The following is a 22,521-nucleotide window of genomic DNA, read 5'->3' on the forward strand; positions in this document are numbered from 1 at the left end:
CTTTTATATCAAGGTTTTCTAGGGTTTTTGCTTTTTATTGACGATGCACAATAATGCATTAAATATCGTTATTATGGGGCTAGCATTGGGGCTAAATTGGGGCTAATAAAAATACGGCGAGCGTGTGTACAGGCATAGGTGAGTTATCACAGATTGGGGCTAATTGCTTCAATCTTTTTTTAAAGAGCACTTTTTATGAAACTAAGAAGTGTGTAAAAAGAAAAAGCCTTATAAATCAAGGCTTCTTACAATATTTTATTTCCTGTTTTTGAACTATCAAGCAATCTATCAAATTAATCTTTTTTTAGAAACCCATAACTACAATTTTCGCATATAATTAATAAATCTGTTGTTTCGTCATTCTCGGCAACCAATAGTTTTTTACTTCCACATTTTTCACACTTTAAACCTGCTATTGGATCGTAAAACTTGTCCAATAAGTCCTCAAAAGAAGATACAACTGCTGCCGTCATAGTAAGACATACTGACGCTTCCTGTATAGTGCGGGATGAAGAATGGGTAATTATATTTGCATAATCCCAAGCACCATTCAATAAATTTTTTATGTGTTTTCGCAACTCAGCATTCTCTGAACCTGAAAGAAATTTATTAATAACAACTTGTCCCTGATTTTTAACATCTGACTTTTTAAAAGGTTCTTGTCCTTCTTCAAGAAATGTCGGATCAAAAATGTTGCCAATTAATTCAATTAATGTTTCTCTACACATTACACCAATTGCTTGAATCTCTTCAATTTCAATGGCCGATTCCAACTTTTCTCTAGCCAAAATTAGTTTTCTACTTAGACTTACAGATAATTCATTTCCATTAGAAATATATTCTACAAACCTCTCTGGTTTGTTTATTTCAGCATCCATCATTCTTAACATAATTCCAATATGAAAAGAATATGCTTCGTCAGTCCCAAAGTAGTGACCATCTTGGGAATATAAATTCATGGGTAAGTCACCTTGAGCTACCCACCAAGCACCTTCTTTATCAGTTTTAACATTCCATATGGTAACTTCATAACCTAAATCATTATATTTTTGTTCTGGCTTTGAAGAAATGACTTTTGTTTCTGCGTCGCATTGCGATTCAACATATTCTTCAACCATTTTTTGAATATCGGTCATTTGTTTGTAGTATCCTCTCAATTTGTGACATTTAACATAGGCTTTTCGAAAATTATACCACAATTTAGGATAATACTAGTTTAAATATTCCTGTATCAAAGTTCTATCACTCAAAAAAACTAAGGCACCCTATAATTTCATAAGGTACCTTAATACTCTATTTAACATATCTTCTATGAATACATTCCTTTGATAACTTTCTTATTGGAAGACCTCCTCTGAAATACTTTGAGTTTCACCTTTGTGGATATTACTTATATTTGATTGCTCTGATTCACTTTTAATCACTGTCTCATACAATTCTTGTGTATGAATATTTAGGGTTTTGACTTCTTCCGACATCTCCTTAAACAATGGATTAAAGGCCATATCAATTAATCGTAATGTATCTTGAATTTCTAAAATGGATGCATACGCCATTCCACTGTTCTCATGCCAACCTTTATAAGTGATTTCATCAATTTTATCCATTAAATGAGATGTTGCCTGTTGTACAACTCTTAATTGAACTATTTGTGCAGATAAACAATAAACATTGTTATTACTTTCTAGTACTGCTTTTTCCAATACGTTTTGTTTTTGTTGTTGCATATTCATGATTTCCCTTCTATATATGTTTTATTTGTTTGCTACTGCCTTTAAAAGTAATTGTTTATTGTGGTCAGACATAACACACCATTCTTTAACTGTTACTTTCATTTCATCTCCCCTTTCATCATGTCAGCTATTTCTAGTCCATTCACCGACTAACCTTTGATGGTCATATCAAATAGATTTGTACTAACTTCATTGTACTTTTTACTAACTTCATTGTACTTTTTACTAACTTCATTGTACATACTAGTTAATATTTAGTCAATAGTAATTATGAAAAAATACCAACTTCATTGTATAATTGAATTAGGAGGGATTATTTTGATTAAAATTACTTTGGATAGAATTATGTTTGAAAGAAAAATTAAAGTTCCGCAATTAGTAGAGAAAAGTGGATTAAATAAAAATACTTTATATGCTTTGCAAAAGAATGAGGTAACACGAATTGATCTAAATACTATTGAAGCATTATGTATCGCTTTAGATTGCGACATCTCTGATTTAATCGAATACACACCGAATAAAAAAGAGGACGCCCAATAATTCGGGTGTCCGTAATATTTAGTTATACCTTTGGAGAATTAAAAATGATTAAAATTCAAATTGATAATATGGTTGTTGAGGAATTACTTAAAGAAGCTATAGAAGAAAAAATAAATGAACATTCAAATGAATTGCTATTTTGGGATTCTAACGAACTTAAGCGTAGAACATGTATGAGTTGGAACTCAATCCAAGATAATTTCTTCCACGATCCTAATTTTCCTAAAGCAAAGGTTGGTGGCAAGTGGTATTACCCTGCTAAGGAAACAGAGGAATTTCTATTAAAATGGTTGAAAGAAAAAAACACTCTCGGCTGATTGTGCTGCTGAAAGTGTTTTTCTTTTGGCCATAAATAAAAAGCAACCACATTTCTGCAGCTGCTTGATTATATATATTAATTATTAATTGCGTGTTTTAAAAGATTAAAAGAATTAATGATTAAAATTCAAATTTCATCGCTTAAAACTCACTCCCCCAATGGATTTCAGCTTTTTAACGGTAGGACACTGCGGTGGGACAAAAAGGTAACTTACTTTTTGATTGTCTGTTTTTTATTTTTCCAATAAAATTACAACAAAGGGGAAATACCACTATACATACTAGGAGGAAAATATGGATACAGCTTTGTGTACCTTTAATAATACTAGATATAATTCTTACGATTTCAATTTACTACCAGAACCAGAAAAATTATTTCTTAGACAACATCTAAAGTGTATTGAATGTAAAGGAAAAGCAAGTTTTCGAAAAGCTTCCACTGATAACAAACCGCCTTGTTTTGCTGCAACTCATATTGGCAAATGCTCAAAGGAAAGTTCATCAAAATCTGTATCAAGTAGCCCTGGAAAAAATAAAGTGTCTAAAATAATTGTTAATCCAAATGAAATCAAACTGAAGAAAACAAATTTTTTCACAGCATCTAGTTCTGTTACTCAAACGCAAGGAACAGGGAATGTTGGTGCAACAAAAGGACACAATAAAAATTCCTTTACGCTTGACCCTGCAAAAAAAACAACTAAAAGCAAAACTTTAAGGAATATATTAAATCAACATTTAGAAGGTGCTTTAAATAATACCAAGTTGAATATCACTGTAAATAATAAAAGTTTCCCTTTAAAAGACATACTCTTCGATTGGGATAAAATGATTATTCATAATATATCAGGCTTTTATTGCGGATATATCAGAAATTCCAATAAACGAATATGGCTAAATACTAACTCAAACAACAACCTTAGTATTCTACTAGATGATACTGTGGCAGATATTATTTGGAGTGATTTACCTTATAAATCTGGTTCATGGGATAATGGCGTTCCAGTAATTGTATACGGAACACCTCGAGTGAGTCCTAACGGGAAAACGTTTATCAAAATTTTTGACATAGAAAATATATACATTTCTAAAAAACATTATAAAAAAATTTAGAGCTAAAACACTATTGGAAACTTAAACAGAATTGTATTTGTATGAAGAACCTAAATTATAGCTAAAGGAGGAACTATATGATCGGTGTAGTAGGTATTGCCTTTATTCGTTCCTGTTATTCAAAGATTGAAAACAATACTATCGTTGAAAATAATTCTGCAACAATAAAAATCTTAAGATCAAACACCAAAATCATTGACGGAGAAAATTACACTGATTGTGAAGTTAAATTTCTTATTCGTATGCAAACCAATCTTGAGTGTAAATCTTTAGATGACTATGTTGGACATGTCTATCCATTCCTTATAAATTTAATAAAAGGAACTGTAACCCATGTTCAAATCATAAAAATTATTGATTTAGGGCCAGCTCCTTTAAAGCACCTATCTCAAATATAAAGAGCTGTTCAACTGGATGGCATCACATAACTATTCACAAAGGATATAAAGATTATTTTGCGATTATCCCACGATACTTACTATTACCACAGTATATTCGGACTACAAAAGCAAGACCACCCATCACTGAGTGGTCTTTTTATAAGGGTATTCAAATTAGTCACTATTAATTAGATAAGTATAAGGACTCTAGGAATTTAGCTTATAATAGTTAATAAAATCGTATTGAAGTTCACAATAATCTACAAATGATAAAAAGAACATAAGTACTTTAATTCTATCCATAATAATATCATTGGGGTGAGAAACTGAATTCCTAGTTAACCGCGTAAATGTTGCATAGATTTCTGAACTAGAGTTATCCAGTTTAGGCTTCAACGCTGATAAACCTACATCTTGATTATTTTTTAAATACTTTTTTTGATACTCTATATATTTGGTATATTTTTGAGCAATAGTGATGCGTGATACCACCAATTCCGCTTCAAAACTAACTGATAATGGAGTGTCATTTTTTTTCAGAAAGTCCAAAAAACTAGATGTTAATTCTTCTGCAATAGTTTCGCCAGCCAACCCAATATTTATCATTGAGGAGTTAATACAACTTGCATTGAAACAACGTAACCCTTCCGTTACATAAAATACAACCCAATCGTTCACGTCCTTTATTTTTTGCAACTTTTTCAAATAACCATCTTGGTCATATGGCAAAATATCTGCTTGCTTAATACATTCCATCCCATAACTAGTTACGTGAAAAAAAGGCAGCTCAGTCCCGTAGCTTCCATAAGCTCCAGGTGAAATTATTCCTTGAACAATAAGATTATTAAACTCTTGGTACACTTTTAGAATTTCACTTTTAGAAAGATTAATATTACTATTTTCATACAATAAATGCGAACTACATCCCCAGGCTGAACCGTACATAGTATCTTTACAAGATCTGATCCCTTTCTCTATTAGCAATCCATTTAATAATCGAAATAAATCAGATTGACTTCCTTGATATCCATACATCTTAAAAGTCTTACCTTCTGTATCTATATTGTCCCCTTCGTATGCAAGCGTTTCTAGAAGTAAATTTCTAATCTCAAGATTCGATAACTCTACTTGTTCCATCATTTCTTAACTCCATTCCCAACATATAATTTACTACTAATACCTATTAGTTTAATAAAAAGCCTCACTTGATTAGATGTGACTCTTATCATACTTTTTATCAAATTTGAGTTAGGACTACATTAGCTTGTATATCAGTATCTTCTACAAGTAAGACTTTGTATTCTCGCCCAGAAATCACATCAGCAAAATTAATTCCAGCAGTCAATCTAACGCCATTTGGAGGATGAACCGTCTTAAGTTCTCCATCAACTATAAAAAATATTGTTTTAGCCATAACTATCCCTCTCTTTTTCACAAATTTAATTCAACTATAAATTAAACTCAGCAAATTTCCAATCATACAAATCTGACATAAAAAAACACCTACCGAAGTAAGTGTTTTACATAGAATTATATTTCGTATCGATATACTGTAGGTTCAAGATCCGAATAAATTAATTTTCCGTCCAATAAGTTATAAAGTTTGTATCCTACCTCATTTAGATGTGCATACATTTCTGTTGAAATCTCAATCTCTAATCCTGTTGAATTGTCTTGGATTACAAATGACGACATATCTCCAAAGTAGAAGACAGCACTGACTTCATTAGTTCCTTTCACTGCATCCACACAATGTAATGGATAACCAAAGAATGTATACTTTACCCCAGCCTCTGAATTTTCCAATGTCTTCAGTGCTGCTTCTCCGTTCGGTAATGTAATCGTTTCTGCCAACTCTAGCCCTGCATCGTTAACAAACCAGCGTGCATTGTTTCGCACCGCTGTTGAAGGTTTTTTTGATAAATCGCGTAAAGCTTTATTATTATCAGTGCCTTCACCTGTAAAAACAACAGCTCGATTATACAAAGATCCTTCGTTATATGCTGCACCGGTACCGTTAAACATAAAATTAATTTCCTTCTTCACATATTCTTTCTTCATGACGTTTAAAATTAAATCTGCAACATTCACATTCATTTTTAATAAACGTTTTTTAATTCGAGATAACGAGTCAAATTCAACTGGATTTAATATTTCTGCCTTCAAGCCGATCGAGTTGACAGGGATTGTTTCTGTACGTTCAATAGCATTTACATGTACTTGCACATCTGAGCTATCTATTAAAACCGGATACTGTAATTGTTCGTCTAAAGGTACGACTGTACCAAATTTACGTAACAAGTTTTCCTGTTCTGTATAGCCAATAATTTCATTTGCAATAACCGTAGGAACTAATACTTTTCCGTTTTTAAAATCAATTCCTAGCGAGCGAAGTTCATCTGAAAGAATTTTCCCCGCTAAATAGTTACCAAATTTTTTGCGTGTTTCATTATTTTGTTGTACCATTTTTCTCATTAGATAATTTCCTCCTGTGTATTCCACATTTTCTGCACTTCGTGTCAAACTAACTTCCGTATCTTCATAAGCTGGTATCGTTACAATCGATACTTCATATAGTTCTACTTCATGGATTGTTCGTAATGAAGGAACTACTGAATGATCCCAAGACTCGTCCACAATTCTAAAACCAAAAGAACATTGAGAAATGTCACCACGCTCCATCAATGCAATTAAATCAGTCCCATCTGTTGTGTTAGGGAGATCCACTTCAAATTTCAATCCATGCTGATCTTCTTCTAACTTCAATGTCCCTGATTTCGTGCGGCCTAAAATTTTCTCCCAGTTATGATTCATCAAGCAGCACACGTCATTTCCTGTAGCTAATGCCCGTTTAAACGCTCCTGGCGCAATTACCTCTTTAAACATATCTCCTATATCTGTAGGGGAATTAAATACAGCCGCATAACCTACCGCAACATTCCCATTTCCCTCTTTTTTAGATCGAGTTGTAATTTGTACATTTTTCATTGCTCGTCTTTCGTTTACTTTCACATAAGCACCTACTTCTTATTTGATTATTTTTTAACTTGAATCTTTCTCTTTTGTACTGAACAATAGATATTTTTACCCTTCGATTAAGTGTTAATGAATTGAATCGAAAATAATTAGCCACATTCAACTTCACCTCCTTTCAGCATGAGGACATACTTTGTCACAATGGTGTACTGTGACAAGATGTGACAAAATGGCACAGACCCTGTAAGTAGCATGAAACCAGGGTTATATATTGCTTACAGACTTTGTCACACTAAAATTTTTTCAAAAATTAATTTTGAGGCGCGCAATTACATGCTCATACGGTCTACAGGAAAATGGACAAAAAATTAATTTGGTAGGGGGGCTACCAACCAAGTGTGACAAAAAAATAAAAGCCCACCACACACCATTGCTGGAATGTAATGAGCTTCGTGAGCTTCTAATGTTATTTAGCTTTGTAACGGTTGATTGCTTTACAGCGCGTGCATTGTATTTCTAAATCACATTGACTTAGCGGTGTTCCAGCTTCATGTTCTTTAGCAGCTTTAAGTAATAGCTTTCCACATTTCGTACAACGTATTTCATTCATAATTCAATCCCTCACTTTTTAAGTATCTTGAAAACTTTGGATGAATTGCTCTAACATTATTCGGATGCATACCTATTTGTTCGGCAACTTCTTCTAATGTGAACCCTTCAATGTATTTGTAATAAACAATTTTAGTCATTCTCGAATTACTATTTCTCATAAACATTTTGTAACCTTCTAAGTCTTGTTGAAGGAATCCCAATTGTTTTGTAGCTACTTCACGTTTCTTTTGTTCGTATGATTCGTTATTAGCTGCTGATTCATAGTATTCAATTCTATTCATAAGATTATAAATATCGCCAATCATTCGAACCTGTATACTGAAATCCTCATCCACTTCGTTCGCCATTAACCTATCTTCCCTTCGCAAAGAGTTTTCTTAACTTCTCTTGACGCTTCATACGCTTACTCATATCTGGTCTTGGTACTATCTTTGGTGCTTCTCCATCTATAGTTGCGCTAACTTCTTTTGTCTTTTCTTCTGCTATTTGTTCATCATGCCAATAACGTTCACTGATCATTGTTAGATTTCTAATAACAGTATTCCTTAAAGTTTCGTAGTCTACCTTCTGAGACTGCTCAAAATAATGTATAAACAACTCACTATCTTCCACACTTATTAATTCACATATCTCATTGAAACGCTTATATTGAAGCCTAATACGTTCTATACGTTTCTTATACGCAGCCTTCTCATCGATAATCATTAAGGCAAGTGTATCTGTTCTATTTGAAAAAGGATCATCGTTATCACAAGAAGAAATGCCATAACTAAATTCGTACAACTGGGCAAAGTGTGCTGCTTGTTTCTTCTCTAAATAGTTTGCTAGCTTATTAGCTTGGGCATCCATCCACAACGAATACATAAACTTTCTTACTTTATGTTCTAGTTCTGAAATGAAAGTATCTGAATTACTTTCAATCTCATAGGGTGTGTCAGCTGTAATGAGTGCTAATTGTTCACCGAAAGCTTCCGAAATAATGGTTTGATTCATGCAACACACCATCCTCTCAATTAAGCCCAACCAACACGTTTAGCTGTTTTATAAATCAACCAATTATGCAATTTCAATACTTTGTTTCGAGAAATGAAAAGCCGATCTGCGATCACTTCCCAATCACTAGCTAGTCCATCTTTGAACCAATATCTCATATCGATAATTGTTTTTAAGTCCTCATCTACTTCTTTGTAAATTGACTCAATTGCATTTGTAATAATAGAAATTCTTTGCAAAAATATGTCTTCTGAAGAGTCGAGACCGCTATTTCCATATTCGTGTTCACGTTGTTTCATACGGTGCTTATTTGCTTTGTAATTCTTCCAATAACTTGATAAAACATCTATTTCAAACTTTGCTAATATCATGACAATTCCCTCCACAATATATGTTACTTTTTAATTCAATTTGGACATGTCTTGGTACCCTTCCATACTTTATATGCTATGTGGTACCTTATTTGGTACCTTATAAACCCTTATATGCCAACACTTCATAGCTAACAGTACCAAAAGTACCTAGTACCAAAAAGAAAATAGGATATATATAAACACGTACAAAATAGCTAAACTACTTTTTCTCTCATCATATATATTTTTCTTGGTACTCTTGGTACTTTTGGTACTAATACTGTATAAGCCTTGATATCAGGGGTTTTAAAAGAGTACCAAAAATAATATTAATTCTTTCTAATGTGGTACTCATGGTACAGCTAACCCTTTTCCTCAAAATTAAAGCCTAACTCTTCAATAATTTTCGGTTGAATTGCTACACCTCTAAATTTCCTCCCCTTATGTTTAATTTGTTGATAGTCAACCACACTGCCATTATTAATACTCTCAATGCAAATACCTCTACGAAGCCATTCATTACGAATAGTGTTTTGTTCCGACTTAAGAAAATCCTTTAAGTAACTTGGCAAAAGATAAATGGTACCATTCTTATATACTGCCTTCGTCACACTGTGTGGCAGATATTCGCCATATACAGCCCCTCTATCCGCATCTAAATCAGATAATATCGCCTCCAACAACTGCATAGGTTTATCTACAGCTTTATTTTCGGCATTTAACTCATCAAACAAACGATAAAGCTGAAACAAGTCAATTTCCAAATTAAAAAACTCATTTAATAATCTACCTGTATAAACAATTGCAGCATAATATCTTGCAATTCTACTTATAACCTCATTGCCTTGGGATTTCTTTTGAAATATGTCGTTATATTCACTAAAGTATTGAAGCACAGTATTTTTCTTTTCATTCCAATGACTTACAAATTCTAAACCTATTGAACCGTAGTAGTTTTCAATAGCATTATATAAATTGCTGAAAAACTGATAATTCTCACCTTCGAATGGTAAGCCTGTAATGGGCAATATCCTGGCAGCTACACCGCCAGCACGTTCAGCGTAATCGTTTAGCGAATCCTCTCCTGTCGATAGCAATAGATTCCCCCATGTAAATTCACGTTGAGATCCACTGATTGAACCACGCCCTTTTGATCTACCACCACTAAAAGCATATATAAAGCCCTGTAACTGCTTTTCATCTGCTTTTCTAGTATCATCAAGAATAATAGGGAAACTATTTAAAAATGACGCTTTCCTCTCTGCTGCCACTTTGGTCAAACTCCATTCTGATACTAAATGCTCAGTACCCCATACACTTGCACAAGCCCTTAAAACCGTTGTCTTACCCTGAGATGTCACACCCGATAAATCAATAATGAATGGCTTCATTTTCAAATCTTGAAGTAAGATTGACGTAAATGACGCTAATACCATTAACAAAGCTTTTGGATGTTTCTTAATGGGCTTAAACACGTTTTCAATCCATTCATTACTTGTACCCGATGATTGAAAGGCTTCTAATAATTGCTTTTCACCAATATCAGGCGGTAAAATTGTTACATTATCAGCTTTTAATGGATGTACAAAAGTATTTTTTATATGGCCAAGCCTCTCTACCAGGTGCTCATGGTCTAAATGATTCACCATGTTCAATCTATCGAAGTAAGTAATTAAGTGTTTGGCATTGTTATCTGTAACAGCCAATGATTTATATGAAAGCTTCAATAATTCCTTTTTTATAGCAAGGTCTCCAGCGGGTATAACTTCTTTATATCCCCTGCCCTTATCAGACCAAGCTAGTTCATGATATAACTGTGAAAATTCTACATTCATGAATGATCGAGTGATAATCGGTGTTTGACGGCATATTAATATTTCGATTTCTTCCACTTCACCATTTCGATCTTTCTTCTCAAGGATGTTATACAAGCAGCCATTTTTAGAAATATAACCTTTTGGGAAAATCAATGAATCAATTTCTTGTGCCAGTAATTCATTCTTGTTTGCATATTCTGAAACGGTTTCCTTTTTAGTAGAAATAGCTTTTATTAGTGTTATTTCACCATATAATAATTCACCTCTACGCTCGTCCCATTTATCACGCATCAAACCTGACTGTCTAAACATCCGATCCATTTTCCAAAAATCTTTATTACACCAAAAAGCAAGATAATTACACAGTGACAAATCCGTTGACGAATGATCATTATCAATAATTAATTCTCCACGATACATTGCTTGTATTTTTTCACCTTGTTTTGAATTAAACATACGCTGCCATGTTACAGAATCCTCTTCCTTGTTTGCTACACCTTGTGGAATGATTACATTTGCAAATGCAGCCATTTCATCACGAGTAAAATAAGTTTCTAAAAGTTTGGCTACTTCATCCGTTCGTTCTTGAATCTCATTTCCGTTTTCTCTATCTCCTGTGAAGGTAAAATAACGGCCATACGAATAAATTTCTATACCGTATTTCGAGCTCTTTTTACCTGTACCACTTACCCAATCAGGCATCTTACCTTTCACAATTAAATGAACTCCAGTTTTACTGGGTGAAAACTCTGTATATGAATCTAGTGAATCTATTACACTAGTTGCTACCTCATTGAATACTCCGTTTTCGTAGCAATTATCAATATCAATTCCGATGTATTCATCATTCTGTGTAAACATAAAACCTATGCCATTATATCTACCTGTCCTTGCTGCTGTTACTGCATCTACAAAAGAACTCCATGTATTAGCGTCGTTTGAACGTGCTTCACCGCCATTCACGTTATAAGGTATCTTAGTATTTTTGCCATCACGTGACTCTAATCTCCATACGATCCAATTGTTAAGCTGTTGGAGCTCAATTGGAATGTCATTATAAGAATCTGTTTTCAGTTGTGAAAGTGTAAATTCAGTTTGTTCTATTTCAAAAATTTGTTGGCTCTGCAACATTCATTGTCACCTTCTTTCAAAGCCACATCACGTTGGGAATTACCCCCTGTACACACGCTCGCCAAGTTGTGTATTTTTACCATTCTGAAACTATTTCATCTATCACTTGAATCAGTGGCTTATACTTCCACCACCTCTTCTTTCTGCGTCTTACCTCCAGTACCTTAACACGCGGATCACGCAAAAATTCATCTTCAATATAGCGTTCGCTCATACACAGAAGTTCTGACATTTTTTTTAAATCCACTAAGAAAAAAATTTCTCTAACTTCTTCATCAAGCCGCATCTTTATGTATTGTTGAATGGCTTGTTTATCAATATTCACCTCAATGTTTGCAGGAATCATTTCACAGCACCACTCTTTCGGTTGCTATCTACCAATCGCACTAAAAAAATTTCATCTATTTCTTTTCCTAATCCCTTAGCTATTTTACCAGCAACGATTGCAGACGGTTTTCTTCTTTTGTTTAAAACCTGTGATAAGAATGCATGAGAAACACCTATACAACTTGAAAAACTACGCAATGTTTCACCTTTTAAAGCAATTTGAAGTTTGGTATCATTATTGTTTTTCAATTCAAATTCGAACATTATTTTTCACCTCACAATTTATCTATAAATCACATTTTAAGGTTGCTAGCTACCAAAGTCAAGTCATTTGTTATTGACCAACAACCAAATGGCATATATGATAAAGAAAAGCTAAATCAGCGAGGTGGAACAATGATAGCAGAAACTTTTGGAGAAGTTATCAGCAATGCAAGAAAGGAAAAGAAACTTACATTAAGGGAAGCAGCAAAGAGGATTGGTATTTCACACCCCTACCTCTCACAATTGGAAAAAAATAAAAATAAGAATCCTTCATTTGAAATACTTTATAAAATTGCATATGAATTAGATGTATCTTTTGGATACCTTAATTTATTAGCAGATATTGACACAGGTTTTACAGTCGATTCTTTTAATGCTAGCCAGCTACAACTAATAAAAGATCTAAAAAACGAAAGTTTAAAGTGTAAAAACTATAACGAATTACTCGAAATGTACTCCTCTTATTTCGAAACGGAAGATAGTAAATCAGGTGGTGAGTATTTATTTAATTTCTTCGTAACAACTGAAGAAATTAAAAATAACATAAAAAATCAGTTACTAAGTATGGCGTTAAAAGATTTAAAGAATTATGAGCCTAACTGGATGCCTGAAGGTCATCAAACTTCTGTTGTATCAGGTAAAAATGATGACGAAAAAGTATTCATGAATCCTTTAGTAAAAGAATTTGAGGAATCTGGCGGAGATATTACACATAAGATTACTTTTGCATTACCAGCTTATCAAAGCAGTACAGAAGACGGTATCACCCGGACACAATATATACCTTTTGAAAAAGCAGAAGAAACTTTTTTTGATATTGAAAAACTTTTAAACCTTAATTCAGAACTATTAAATTTTAGGGGAAGAAAATTAACTAATGAGGAGAAGCAAAGATTAATTAAGTCTATAGAGCTCATTACACTCTTAAACAATGATGAAGATTAAATAACACTCACCTTTTCCTGTACACGCGCTCGCCAGCAACTGAAAGGAATGATAAAGGTGAAGTTATATAAATCAGTAAAAGAACCTGAAATATATCACTATTTCAATGCAAATAAAGAAAAACTGTGGGTGTATCGCCATAAGTATTATGATGCTGCTAATAAACGGAGAGAAAAGAAAAAAAGTGGCTTTAAAACAGAAAAAGCAGCATTGAAAGCCCTGTTGGAAGTTAAGGCTCAAACGCTGCGCGGTGAAACAAAGTATATTGAAAATGATAACCTAACAGTTGGCCAATGGCTAGATATTTGGTATGAATCCAATCAAAAGAAATGGAAAATAACCTCACGTAAACAACGTGAAATGGCTATCCGTTTACAAATGAAGCCATTAATCGGACATTTCAAGCTGCAACAACTTACGAAAGCTATCTATCAAAAGCATTATATTAATGAGCTAGAAAAGACATACAAGCCAAGTACAGTTAGATTGCTCCACAATTTATTTAAAATTGCTATCAACGCTGCAGTAGAAGAAGAAATTTTACTTCGAAATCGTTTTACCAAAATCGCATTTGATGAAGCAACTAACGTCTCCAATAAAGCAGACGAAAATTATTTAACTCCTGAAGAATTAGGACTGTTTTTAAAAACTGCTAAGGAAACCGAAAACATTACAAATTATACGTTCCTTTTATTGATCGCCTATACAGGTATTCGTAGAGGTGAAGCGTGTGGTCTTCAATGGAAGAACATCGATTTTAAAAACAATACGATTACTATTGAACGTACACGCGATCAAAAAGGAACTCGTACACCTAAAACTAAAAATAGCCTGCGTACGATTAAAGTTGAAAAATCTGTATTAGCTCAATTAGAAAAGTACCATACATGGTGCAAGGCTACTCTTTTTGCTTTCGGAAAGAAAATTAAAGATACGAGTTATGTATTTGTCTCCTATCAAACAGGTGAACCAATTTCGGATTCTGGATTACTTTATATGACTAGACGTGTGATAGAAAAAGCAAGTCTACCTGAAATCACACTTCATGGATTACGCCATACACACTGTACCGTATTATTAAATAAAGGTGTCAATGTGAAAGTGATTGCCGAACGTTTAGGAAATACGCCAGCAATGATTTATGAAGTATATGGCCATGTATTAAAAGAACTTGAAGAAGAAACAGTTCAGATTTTCAGTGATAGCATTGGGGCTAATTCTGGGGCTAAAAATTAAATATATACCTTAAACCATTGGTGTTAATGCGTTTTCTAGGTGAGTTGTATTCTACTCTCGTTAATTTTTTAACGATAGAAATCTTCGGATTCTTAAACCCCGTAGCCTTGGTATACCAAGTGTTTACGGGGTTTTTGTTTTGTATTTTACTTTGGATAATTAGCGTTTTTTACTGGGGGTTTAGGGGAGCGAATGAGGGAACGTCACTTTAATTTATTTCAAAAAAATCAACGGACAGATGTACATTTATCTTCATTCCGAAGCACAAAACGAGCTACACAGGCTTACAGAGAAAAAAACAGAGATAAAACAAGGGAACATTCAGCGAAGAGTTCAGCTAAGAGTTACATTAATAAGTACTGTGATTTAGATGACTTGGCTGAATTAAAAAGTGAATAAATTAATAAAAACCAGGTACACACTTTCAATTGAGCGCCTGGTCTTTGCTTTAAATCCTAATCAAATTCTTTTTTTATCTGTAATGCAAATTCTTCAATAGATTTTCTATCTTGATAAATTGTAATACCAATACCGGAACGAGTAGCTCTATGAGAGTTATATTCTCCTGCATCAATCCAAAATTGGAATTGGTAAACCTGTTCATCAATTAGATCACTATTATTCGCTAAAATAGCAAATGAAAAAGATGGATCCGTTGAGTCCCATACTTCTGCTTCCAATAATTCGTCCCAATTATTTAATATCAGCGTATGCAGCATTATAAGGTCACTTCGTAAAACCAAAAACTTAAAATCTAAATGATGTTCACCACAATTAAGTTTAATCAAAATATTACTGGAAACAGTATCACTCTCTATATTAACAACTTCTAAACTTGTCTTTGATGCATCAAATGATCTATCGTATAAGGTTGCCATAATTAAATCTTACCATCCCCAGTTACTATTAATAAATTTCTTAGCGATTTCCCCACTATCAGGTTTGTAAACCGTTGCAACCTCTTTTGAATTCCCTATAAACACTACATTAATATTTTGATCTTTATCGTAAATAGCTCTAGCACGTGTATGTTTATCCATGAATTTTCTTCCATTTACAATTACATCAGCAACTTGTTTGGAAGAAAGTTGACGTGCGTTAGCCTGTATAACTGCGTGTGAAGAAAATTTCACTGTTGCTTTTGGAATTTGTTTTACAACTAGTTTAACACATGTAACTGCAACGAACCATACAATCGGAGCGATCCTTGGAGCAACAATAAACTGTTCAGATTCCAGTGAATTCATAAAAGGAGTTCGTGCAGTGTTAAAAAGTATAGAGTGTGGCGTTCTGAAATTCTATTAGAAGATGGTGAACAGCTTAAAGAAAATGGTTATGTATTTATTTCTTCACAAACAAAAGAGCCGTATGCAGATAACAGTCTAAATAATGAAATCCCTCGGCCACGAAAAGATTGAAACGACTATTATTTATATGGAGAAGGTGTTTGATTAACTACTTTTCAATAATTAGGATAAAAGATAATAATTGCTCCTACTTCTACATCTACGAAGGGATTCAGGCAGTCCATCGTAGTATATTACACACCAATGTTATTATTATTAATTCTTCTAATACCTGTTTGACCGGGGTTCCTGCTAATCTCTTCTCAATTGCCTTCATTTTTACTTCTATTGGATAACCTACTTTTGTTCCCATAGAAAAAACACCTCCGTTGATTGTTTGGTTATCCTTTACCCGTATCTCAACAAAAGGTGTTTATATATATCATTTTTATAGGTCAGTGGGTCTTCATAGTAGCTTTTTACCGTATTGGTGATAGTGCTTTTTGCTCTAGAATATTTGTAAAATCTAAGACCTCTGAAATAATCTTCATATAAGAATCTACTAATAAGACAAAGACATCGTCTTCACAACTTCCAATTCACTGACTCCTCCATCAGAACATACATTCCTGGTTGTAATTTATCCTTTTAACTTTGCTAGGATTACTTAATTTTAAAATGTGCAATTTGACCTTTTAAGTTTTCAACCATCTCGTTTAATTGATTAGCTGTTCCTAGCATTTCTTCCATAAAAGCAGATTGCTCTTGCATAGTTGAAGCAATATTTTGGGTACCTGCTGATGTTTGCTCCAATGATTGCACAGTTGTCTCAGTAGTCCCTAATACTTGTTCAGAGCTTGCTGATATTTGTTCTACTGTTGAAGCAATTGATTGCGTTCGCATACTAATGTTTGAAATTAGAGATGAGATTTTTTGAAAAGTATCTCCAGCCAATCTTATTGCGATAGTCTCATGATTAATTTCATCTACTACTCTCGTAATAGCTTCAACCGATTCATTAGAATTGTTTTGCATTTCAGAGATTAATTTAGTTATGTCATTAGCAGATTGGGCAGATTGTTCTGCTAAATGTCTTATTTCATCTGCGACAACAGCAAATCCTTTTCCGTATTCACCTGCACGAGCAGCCTCAATAGCTGCATTTAATGCTAGTAAATTAATTTGATCTGAAATACTTGTAATAACATTTGTAATTTGTCCTACTTCTTTAGAACGTCGATGCATTTGTTCTGTCATTTGCATAGAGGCTTTTGAAAGCTCGTTAATTGAATCAATTCCTTGTACGGATTGTTGAATGACATGATTACCTTGATTGGATTCTTCAGATGTTCTAATAGATTCATCAGAAACGTTTGTAGTAGATTCTGTGATTTCTACTATCCCCTCTGATATTTCTCTAATCGCAATTTGATTTTGAATAGCCCCAGTTGTTACCATTTCACTACTTACTGAAACTTCCTGAATTGCTGCTGATACCTGATTGGCCATTTCTGTCACTTGCTCTATACTTTGCGTCAATTCTTTAGACCCGCTTGCTACATAGTCTGCTGTTGAGGATACATGACCTATAACTTCTTTTAGCTGCACTTGCATACTATTAAAACTTGATGCAAGCTGACCAATTTCATCATTACTTGTATTTTTAATTTCCTGTGTTAAATCACCAGCAGCAATTACTTTAGTATAATCAACAAGTTCATTTAACGGTTTAGAAATTCTTTTAGCAGTGAAATATGCTAGTATACCACTTACCACAATAAATATAAGTGCTAATAACACACATACCTTTATTAATAAATTCTCCAGATCAACTATAAAATCTGCATCTTCATCTAACCCTAAGACAGAATCTGTTCCTGGAACTTGTAAAAATGTAGACTTATGAGCGCCGTAATCATCTATATAAATATCACTTGTAACCATTTTAGTTGTATCTAGCGCTGCTTTTTGTTCATCTGTAAACGCTAGTGGTGATAAATACTTATCGTCATTACCTAAAAATAAAATGACTTCTTTATTATCTACTTTACTCATAATATACACATTTTCTAATTCATACTCTTTTTGAAAGTCATTTCCTCTGGACAACAGTTCTTGATATGCACTTTTGTTTGTTTTAGCACTATTGATTAATTCTTTATCAAATAACTCTTCAAAGTCATCCATTTTCATTGTTAAGCTCTCTTCAAACTGAGGAATAATATATCCATCGATTAAACGCTCAGCTACAATAAATATGGCAAAACTAAAAATTGTGCTTATAACAATAATAGGCATTAATACGTTTAATAATATTTTCTTTCTAATGGTCATACCTTTAAACATCGTTAACGCTCCTAACTGTAATATAAAATTAACTATTATTAAACAAATACCAATTCATTTAACGTAATATATTGATTCAGATCTAAATTCAATAACCTAGTATTTTCTTTTAAATCTGGTGATTTATGGAATATTACAGCAAAAGTAGAGCTTTCATTCACTTTCATCCGTCGATATTCTAAAATTTCTTCAAAATTTAGTTTAAACGCTTCATGATTAATAGACACAACTTTCTTACAATCAATAGATGCATCTATTTCAGCACAACAAAAACTATAAATTGAATCATCCATTTGATTAATTATATTTTCCCAATCAGGCTTTTGTTGTTTAAAAAAGTACTCGCATGCGTTGACACCATATGCATAAACGCCAAGTTCATTTGTACCGATACCAGCAAATCTAAGTGGGTTTACTTCAATAGGAACTATCTGTCCGAGATTATCGATGCGAATTTCAATATGTATAGGGACAAGCTTTAATGCGAAGAGCGATGAAATAGTTTTTAAAAATTGTTGAATGTTGTTGAGGGACTCATTTATTACTTGCTTACTCGTATAGTAAATTCTATCGCTCATGTCCTTCTCATGCCTAAACATTCTTTTAAAAATATTTAGGATAACAGGCTCGCCTTCTTCTGTAAAATATACGTCAACAGCGTATTCATCACCTTCAATTAATTTCTCAATTATAAAGGATTGATTATTAATAACTTCGATTGGATACTCTGCACTTGTAACTTCCATTTCAAACTTAAGTTGTTCAATAGTTTCTTTATATTCTTCTACCTTATCAATACGATGTACTCCTACACTTGAATATCCTATAACAGGCTTAACAATAATAGGGAAAGGTAGTGAACCAGGATCTAATTCATCTAATTCTTTTAGAGATACTTCTGTGAAAAAGAAATCTTTAAAATGACTACTTAATGTTTTCCTGAAAGTAACTTTATTTTTCAAAATATCTGTAACAATTGTTAAGTAGTGATTAGGTGCATATTTAGATAAAATATTAAGTCCATTTTCAGAGTTAAAGAGAATTTGATAATTCTTCTTCTCTAATTCAATCAACAAATCGTCTACCTTTTTTAAACTTATAGTAGATTCATTTGGTATAAAAACTTCATTTAATTTGATAACTGGAATTTTATTCTTACTAACTGTGTGCGCTAATAAATCAGAAACATAAGGTCTATCTAGTATTATCAACTTTTACACTCCTATCTGTATATTTTTCTAAATATCCATAGCCTAAAATAATTATTAAAAGTATGTTAGAATAACTATCATCTATATTAATATAAAATACCTATAATATCCATAGTTTCGCATTTTATTATTTAGGTAATTTTACATCGTAATTGATAAAAAGGATATCTAACTACTAACAAGTATATTTACCTATATAATATAACTCTTATACTGTTAATCTTTTTTAATATTGGAGCATTCATTTTAGTACTCAACGTTGACACTTCCGCTATGGCCACTGTGTTTGTCATAATTATTAAGTGTAAATATTTCCATAATTTACCTACAAGGAAATAAACTCCGTTAATTGATCAATCACTCAAAAATTTCTGCTCATTGCGTCCATTTCGTTAAAGAAACGGATGTTTTTTCAAGAGCTCAAAAAGAAAAAGAGCAGCTAGTGCTACTCCTTCGATAAATCTCACATTCGCTTTAAAATTTCCCTTCGTAATAAAGAAATATAGTCTTGTTCTTCAGGCGACTTAAAGTAAATACAGTTATAATAAATATACTCTTCAAACAATTCTATATCGACCATTTCAATTGGATTTTTCCATTCCAGATCTCCCAATAATGTTTGTTGCACCATTTTTTCACTCACACTATCAGCCCCGTTTTTTTCGCAAGAATACATAATTACTCACGATAATATACCAGTATATAACATCAGTATAATAAAAGAGAGCGGTCTATATTATTCTCTTCATTTTATGCTTGTTGTTTTGTTGGTGCTAATACTATTTCTCTAATATTTACACTTTGAGGCTGATTAAATACAAAATAAATTGTTTCTGCTACTGTACTTGGATTTAAACCACCATGAATTGATTCCTTCCATTCTATGTAGTTCTCTTTAATTTGTTCATCAGATGTGTGTGATAGTAACTCGGTCTCAACCACACCTGGTGCAATTGTTATCACACGTACGTTATGCTTTGAAACCTCTTCACGAACATTTTCACTCATTGAATGAACTGCGAATTTCGTCCCCACATATGCCGCATGATCAGCAAATGTTTTCTTTCCAGCAATAGAACTTACATTAATAATAGTTCCTGTTTGACGTTCAATCATAGAAGGCAATACTGCTTGCATTCCATTTAACATACCTAACACATTTACATCATACATTTCTTTCCATTCAAGAGGATTTTGTTTAGCGATATCGCCCAATAACATACGTCCAGCATTATTTACGATTGCTTCAACTGGTCCAAATTTGTCTTCAGCTGCCATAAGAGCTTTATCTAAAGCCTCTCTATCTGTTACATCCACACTTGCTTTAATTACATTATCTCCTGTAAATTGATCTAACAAATGTGCACGACGTGCTATAACTAAAACGTTATATCCATTTTGTATAAACTTCTTTGCTGTTGCTTCACCAATACCTGATGAAGCACCTGTAATTGCAATATATCCTGTTTTCATTCTGATTGTCACTCCTTCTTTGATTTCTAAGTAAAATCAGTTTACAATTAAATCTACTTAAGATAAAGTAGGCACCTCTTTGTCCCTTAGTAACCTTAAGGTACTTAATAAAGGAGAGCAATGAATTGGATAAGAAAAAATATTTAAATGAGTTTGATGCTACAATGCAAATTATTCAAGGAAAATGGAAAATAATGATTTTATATGAACTATACGAAAACCCTCTCAAACGATTTGGAGAGCTTCAAAGATATATTGAGGATATTTCACATAAAACACTATCCAGACAATTAAGAGAACTTGAAATGGATGGATTAATAGTAAAAAATGTATATCCAGAAGTTCCTCCTCGTGTAGAATATTCCATAACTAAAAAAGGATTGTCCCTTATTCCTTTACTCGATATGATTTGTGAATGGGGAATTACTCATGTAAAGAAGGAACATTTAGAACGTGTGTTATGTGGGTTGGAGGAGAATTAAATAAACAACCAATTACTTGTTCATTGAAGAATATGTTGCTTTATTCTCAAGAGTATCATTTTCTAGAAATTGCATTTTGATAAATAGATTTTTTTATTTAACTAATGCTTAATGATTTCCCTTTATTGCTACAGAGATCCTTAAATTCAAAGAAAAGGGAATTAGTTGAGAGAAGTAAAGCCCTTATCACGTTAGATTTAAGTTAGAGAAGGATGGAAATCAACGTGTTATTATTGACAGAAAGTTGATAGTATTCTCGGTCAGAGAAATGCTGTTTTAATGTTTCCACTTGTTTAAGAGGTCGTTTTATCACCTTCAAGACACATGAGTTTTTAAACACTTTATAAAAAACTTTTTAGCCTCAGTTTGACTACCAAAACCCGCCCCCTTATTAAACAAAGACGAAGAAGGTACTGTGAAGCTCTAATTTCTCAGTACCCTAAATTGTTAAATGATATTTTCACACTATGTTCAAACAAAGTTAGGACAATCTTTTACCCCTTTTTTTAAAGATAGCAAGGATTTCCCATTTGTTCGATTCTTCCATTTTTTAATTGCACGATAAAATCAGCGATAGCATAGGCATCCTCTTCATCGTGTGTAACAAAATAGATGTAATATTTGCGCGCTTTAAAATGTCACGTAAATCTTTTCTAATTTTTACTTGAAGCTCGGTATCTAAGTTACTAAAAGGCTCGTCTAACAGTAGTAAACGAGGTTTAGGGGCAAGTGCCCTAGCAATTGCAATACATTGCTGTTGACCGTCACTCTAAGAGAGAATTGGATTCTTTATTATTTGTCATCAATGACTATCTTGGATTAAAAGAGCAGTTGAAAGGACTATAACTTAAGTTGAATAATGCTCTTTTATTGAACAAATTTTTAAAAATAATTTTTAACGAAATTGAAAACTTCCATTTCAATCAATTTCTTGGTTGCGCTATTCAACAAATTAGCCATTTAAAAAATTTAAACTATCTGAAGATGA

General features: G+C 32.9%; 24 protein-coding genes and 1 pseudogene. 7 read left to right on the forward strand and 18 right to left on the reverse strand.

What is annotated here, in order from left to right; all coding sequences use genetic code 11:
- Positions 1–293 precede the first annotated feature (293 nt).
- Together A2J09_RS13120 and A2J09_RS13125 are read right to left on the reverse strand one after the other, a co-directional pair.
- Positions 294–1,136, reverse strand: a complete 843-nt coding sequence (locus A2J09_RS13120) for a hypothetical protein (RefSeq protein WP_012295650.1) — start codon at positions 1,134–1,136, stop codon at positions 294–296.
- Between the two features lie 201 nt (positions 1,137–1,337).
- The gene (locus tag A2J09_RS13125) at positions 1,338–1,733 is read right to left on the reverse strand and encodes a hypothetical protein (protein ID WP_012295651.1); all 396 of its coding nucleotides are present in this window, start codon (positions 1,731–1,733) and stop codon (positions 1,338–1,340) included.
- 318 nt (positions 1,734–2,051) lie between these two features.
- Between A2J09_RS13125 and A2J09_RS13130 the strand changes: the two genes are divergently transcribed.
- The 4 genes from A2J09_RS13130 (at position 2,052) to A2J09_RS13145 (ending at position 4,099) form a co-directional block, all read left to right on the forward strand.
- Positions 2,052–2,273 (forward strand): helix-turn-helix domain-containing protein, encoded by a 222-nt coding sequence (locus A2J09_RS13130; protein ID WP_036162304.1) that lies wholly within the window; start codon positions 2,052–2,054, stop codon positions 2,271–2,273.
- 44 nt (positions 2,274–2,317) lie between these two features.
- Positions 2,318–2,590 (forward strand): hypothetical protein, encoded by a 273-nt coding sequence (locus A2J09_RS13135; protein WP_012295653.1) that lies wholly within the window; start codon positions 2,318–2,320, stop codon positions 2,588–2,590.
- Between the two features lie 295 nt (positions 2,591–2,885).
- Positions 2,886–3,701 carry a hypothetical protein gene (locus A2J09_RS13140; protein ID WP_012295654.1) on the forward strand — a complete coding sequence of 272 codons (816 nt, stop codon included), beginning with the start codon at positions 2,886–2,888 and terminating at the stop codon, positions 3,699–3,701.
- Positions 3,702–3,778: 77 nt separating this feature from the next.
- On the forward strand, positions 3,779–4,099 hold the full coding sequence (locus tag A2J09_RS13145; RefSeq protein ID WP_036162306.1) for a hypothetical protein: 321 nt from the start codon (positions 3,779–3,781) through the stop codon (positions 4,097–4,099).
- A gap of 189 nt (positions 4,100–4,288) precedes the next feature.
- On the opposite strand, the gene A2J09_RS13150 is transcribed toward A2J09_RS13145, so the two are convergent.
- The 9 genes from A2J09_RS13150 to A2J09_RS13185 form a co-directional block, all read right to left on the reverse strand.
- Complete coding sequence (locus A2J09_RS13150) at positions 4,289–5,221, reverse strand: hypothetical protein (protein WP_012295656.1); 933 nt, start codon at positions 5,219–5,221, stop codon at positions 4,289–4,291.
- Between the two features lie 97 nt (positions 5,222–5,318).
- Positions 5,319–5,495, reverse strand: coding sequence for a hypothetical protein (locus tag A2J09_RS23775; RefSeq protein WP_012295657.1), 177 nt, complete (start codon positions 5,493–5,495; stop codon positions 5,319–5,321).
- A 116-nt stretch (positions 5,496–5,611) separates the two neighbouring features.
- Positions 5,612–7,093 carry an HK97 family phage prohead protease gene (locus tag A2J09_RS24255; RefSeq protein WP_231112966.1) on the reverse strand — a complete coding sequence of 494 codons (1,482 nt, stop codon included), beginning with the start codon at positions 7,091–7,093 and terminating at the stop codon, positions 5,612–5,614.
- A gap of 566 nt (positions 7,094–7,659) precedes the next feature.
- Positions 7,660–8,016, reverse strand: coding sequence for an RNA polymerase sigma factor sigma-70 region 4 domain-containing protein (locus A2J09_RS13160; RefSeq protein ID WP_012295660.1), 357 nt, complete (start codon positions 8,014–8,016; stop codon positions 7,660–7,662).
- A 4-nt stretch (positions 8,017–8,020) separates the two neighbouring features.
- The gene (locus A2J09_RS13165) at positions 8,021–8,662 is read right to left on the reverse strand and encodes a hypothetical protein (protein ID WP_012295661.1); all 642 of its coding nucleotides are present in this window, start codon (positions 8,660–8,662) and stop codon (positions 8,021–8,023) included.
- Between the two features lie 20 nt (positions 8,663–8,682).
- Positions 8,683–9,033: a hypothetical protein gene (locus tag A2J09_RS13170; RefSeq protein ID WP_051563297.1), complete on the reverse strand. Its 351-nt coding sequence runs from the start codon at positions 9,031–9,033 to the stop codon at positions 8,683–8,685.
- Positions 9,034–9,377: 344 nt separating this feature from the next.
- Positions 9,378–11,963 (reverse strand): phage NrS-1 polymerase family protein, encoded by a 2,586-nt coding sequence (locus A2J09_RS13175; protein WP_012295663.1) that lies wholly within the window; start codon positions 11,961–11,963, stop codon positions 9,378–9,380.
- Positions 11,964–12,039: 76 nt separating this feature from the next.
- Positions 12,040–12,309: a hypothetical protein gene (locus tag A2J09_RS13180; protein WP_012295664.1), complete on the reverse strand. Its 270-nt coding sequence runs from the start codon at positions 12,307–12,309 to the stop codon at positions 12,040–12,042.
- Positions 12,306–12,554 carry a helix-turn-helix domain-containing protein gene (locus tag A2J09_RS13185; RefSeq protein ID WP_012295665.1) on the reverse strand — a complete coding sequence of 83 codons (249 nt, stop codon included), beginning with the start codon at positions 12,552–12,554 and terminating at the stop codon, positions 12,306–12,308. Before A2J09_RS13185 ends, A2J09_RS13180 begins: the two co-directional genes overlap by 4 nt.
- A gap of 132 nt (positions 12,555–12,686) precedes the next feature.
- On the opposite strand from A2J09_RS13185, the gene A2J09_RS13190 reads away from it, so the two are divergent.
- Positions 12,687–13,499 carry a helix-turn-helix domain-containing protein gene (locus A2J09_RS13190; protein ID WP_051563299.1) on the forward strand — a complete coding sequence of 271 codons (813 nt, stop codon included), beginning with the start codon at positions 12,687–12,689 and terminating at the stop codon, positions 13,497–13,499.
- A 48-nt stretch (positions 13,500–13,547) separates the two neighbouring features.
- Positions 13,548–14,735, forward strand: a complete 1,188-nt coding sequence (locus tag A2J09_RS13195) for a site-specific integrase (protein ID WP_012295667.1) — start codon at positions 13,548–13,550, stop codon at positions 14,733–14,735.
- Between the two features lie 455 nt (positions 14,736–15,190).
- Here A2J09_RS13195 and A2J09_RS13205 read toward each other — a convergent pair whose 3' ends face one another.
- From A2J09_RS13205 to A2J09_RS13230, 6 genes are all read right to left on the reverse strand, one after another.
- Positions 15,191–15,613, reverse strand: a complete 423-nt coding sequence (locus A2J09_RS13205; RefSeq protein WP_036162309.1) for a hypothetical protein — start codon at positions 15,611–15,613, stop codon at positions 15,191–15,193.
- Positions 15,614–15,622: 9 nt separating this feature from the next.
- Entirely contained in the window at positions 15,623–15,982 is a 360-nt protein-coding gene (locus tag A2J09_RS13210; protein WP_012295669.1) for a hypothetical protein, read from the reverse strand.
- Positions 15,983–16,684: 702 nt separating this feature from the next.
- Positions 16,685–18,367 (reverse strand): methyl-accepting chemotaxis protein, encoded by a 1,683-nt coding sequence (locus tag A2J09_RS13215; RefSeq protein WP_012295671.1) that lies wholly within the window; start codon positions 18,365–18,367, stop codon positions 16,685–16,687.
- 38 nt (positions 18,368–18,405) lie between these two features.
- Positions 18,406–19,578 (reverse strand): ATP-grasp domain-containing protein, encoded by a 1,173-nt coding sequence (locus A2J09_RS13220; RefSeq protein WP_036162311.1) that lies wholly within the window; start codon positions 19,576–19,578, stop codon positions 18,406–18,408.
- Positions 19,579–20,041: 463 nt separating this feature from the next.
- Complete coding sequence (locus A2J09_RS13225) at positions 20,042–20,221, reverse strand: hypothetical protein (protein WP_036162313.1); 180 nt, start codon at positions 20,219–20,221, stop codon at positions 20,042–20,044.
- Between the two features lie 107 nt (positions 20,222–20,328).
- Entirely contained in the window at positions 20,329–21,051 is a 723-nt protein-coding gene (locus A2J09_RS13230; protein ID WP_012295674.1) for an SDR family oxidoreductase, read from the reverse strand.
- 125 nt (positions 21,052–21,176) lie between these two features.
- Between A2J09_RS13230 and A2J09_RS13235 the strand changes: the two genes are divergently transcribed.
- Positions 21,177–21,533 (forward strand): winged helix-turn-helix transcriptional regulator, encoded by a 357-nt coding sequence (locus tag A2J09_RS13235; protein ID WP_012295675.1) that lies wholly within the window; start codon positions 21,177–21,179, stop codon positions 21,531–21,533.
- A 506-nt stretch (positions 21,534–22,039) separates the two neighbouring features.
- Here the strand turns inward: A2J09_RS13235 and A2J09_RS23105 are convergent.
- Positions 22,040–22,302, reverse strand: a pseudogene (locus tag A2J09_RS23105) (ATP-binding cassette domain-containing protein); the annotation flags it as partial.
- Between the last annotated feature and the right edge of the window lie 219 nt (positions 22,303–22,521).

Origin of the sequence: Lysinibacillus sphaericus, from assembly GCF_001629735.1 — a bacterium.
Classification (GTDB): Bacteria; Bacillota; Bacilli; order Bacillales_A; family Planococcaceae; genus Lysinibacillus; species Lysinibacillus pinottii.

What these genes read in the sequence shown, in the direction of transcription:
- A2J09_RS13120 (WP_012295650.1), bottom strand. Translation starts at nt 1,136, where the DNA reads ATGACCGATATTCAAAAAATGGTTGAAGAATATGTTGAATCGCAATGC.
- A2J09_RS13125 (WP_012295651.1), bottom strand. Translation starts at nt 1,733, where the DNA reads ATGAATATGCAACAACAAAAACAAAACGTATTGGAAAAAGCAGTACTA.
- A2J09_RS13135 (WP_012295653.1), top strand. Translation starts at nt 2,318, where the DNA reads ATGATTAAAATTCAAATTGATAATATGGTTGTTGAGGAATTACTTAAA.
- A2J09_RS13140 (WP_012295654.1), top strand. Translation starts at nt 2,886, where the DNA reads ATGGATACAGCTTTGTGTACCTTTAATAATACTAGATATAATTCTTAC.
- A2J09_RS13145 (WP_036162306.1), top strand. Translation starts at nt 3,779, where the DNA reads ATGATCGGTGTAGTAGGTATTGCCTTTATTCGTTCCTGTTATTCAAAG.
- A2J09_RS13150 (WP_012295656.1), bottom strand. Translation starts at nt 5,221, where the DNA reads ATGATGGAACAAGTAGAGTTATCGAATCTTGAGATTAGAAATTTACTT.
- A2J09_RS23775 (WP_012295657.1), bottom strand. Translation starts at nt 5,495, where the DNA reads ATGGCTAAAACAATATTTTTTATAGTTGATGGAGAACTTAAGACGGTT.
- A2J09_RS13160 (WP_012295660.1), bottom strand. Translation starts at nt 8,016, where the DNA reads ATGGCGAACGAAGTGGATGAGGATTTCAGTATACAGGTTCGAATGATT.
- A2J09_RS13165 (WP_012295661.1), bottom strand. Translation starts at nt 8,662, where the DNA reads ATGAATCAAACCATTATTTCGGAAGCTTTCGGTGAACAATTAGCACTC.
- A2J09_RS13170 (WP_051563297.1), bottom strand. Translation starts at nt 9,033, where the DNA reads ATGATATTAGCAAAGTTTGAAATAGATGTTTTATCAAGTTATTGGAAG.
- A2J09_RS13175 (WP_012295663.1), bottom strand. Translation starts at nt 11,963, where the DNA reads ATGTTGCAGAGCCAACAAATTTTTGAAATAGAACAAACTGAATTTACA.
- A2J09_RS13180 (WP_012295664.1), bottom strand. Translation starts at nt 12,309, where the DNA reads ATGATTCCTGCAAACATTGAGGTGAATATTGATAAACAAGCCATTCAA.
- A2J09_RS13185 (WP_012295665.1), bottom strand. Translation starts at nt 12,554, where the DNA reads ATGTTCGAATTTGAATTGAAAAACAATAATGATACCAAACTTCAAATT.
- A2J09_RS13190 (WP_051563299.1), top strand. Translation starts at nt 12,687, where the DNA reads ATGATAGCAGAAACTTTTGGAGAAGTTATCAGCAATGCAAGAAAGGAA.
- A2J09_RS13195 (WP_012295667.1), top strand. Translation starts at nt 13,548, where the DNA reads ATGATAAAGGTGAAGTTATATAAATCAGTAAAAGAACCTGAAATATAT.
- A2J09_RS13205 (WP_036162309.1), bottom strand. Translation starts at nt 15,613, where the DNA reads ATGGCAACCTTATACGATAGATCATTTGATGCATCAAAGACAAGTTTA.
- A2J09_RS13210 (WP_012295669.1), bottom strand. Translation starts at nt 15,982, where the DNA reads ATGAATTCACTGGAATCTGAACAGTTTATTGTTGCTCCAAGGATCGCT.
- A2J09_RS13215 (WP_012295671.1), bottom strand. Translation starts at nt 18,367, where the DNA reads ATGTTTAAAGGTATGACCATTAGAAAGAAAATATTATTAAACGTATTA.
- A2J09_RS13230 (WP_012295674.1), bottom strand. Translation starts at nt 21,051, where the DNA reads ATGAAAACAGGATATATTGCAATTACAGGTGCTTCATCAGGTATTGGT.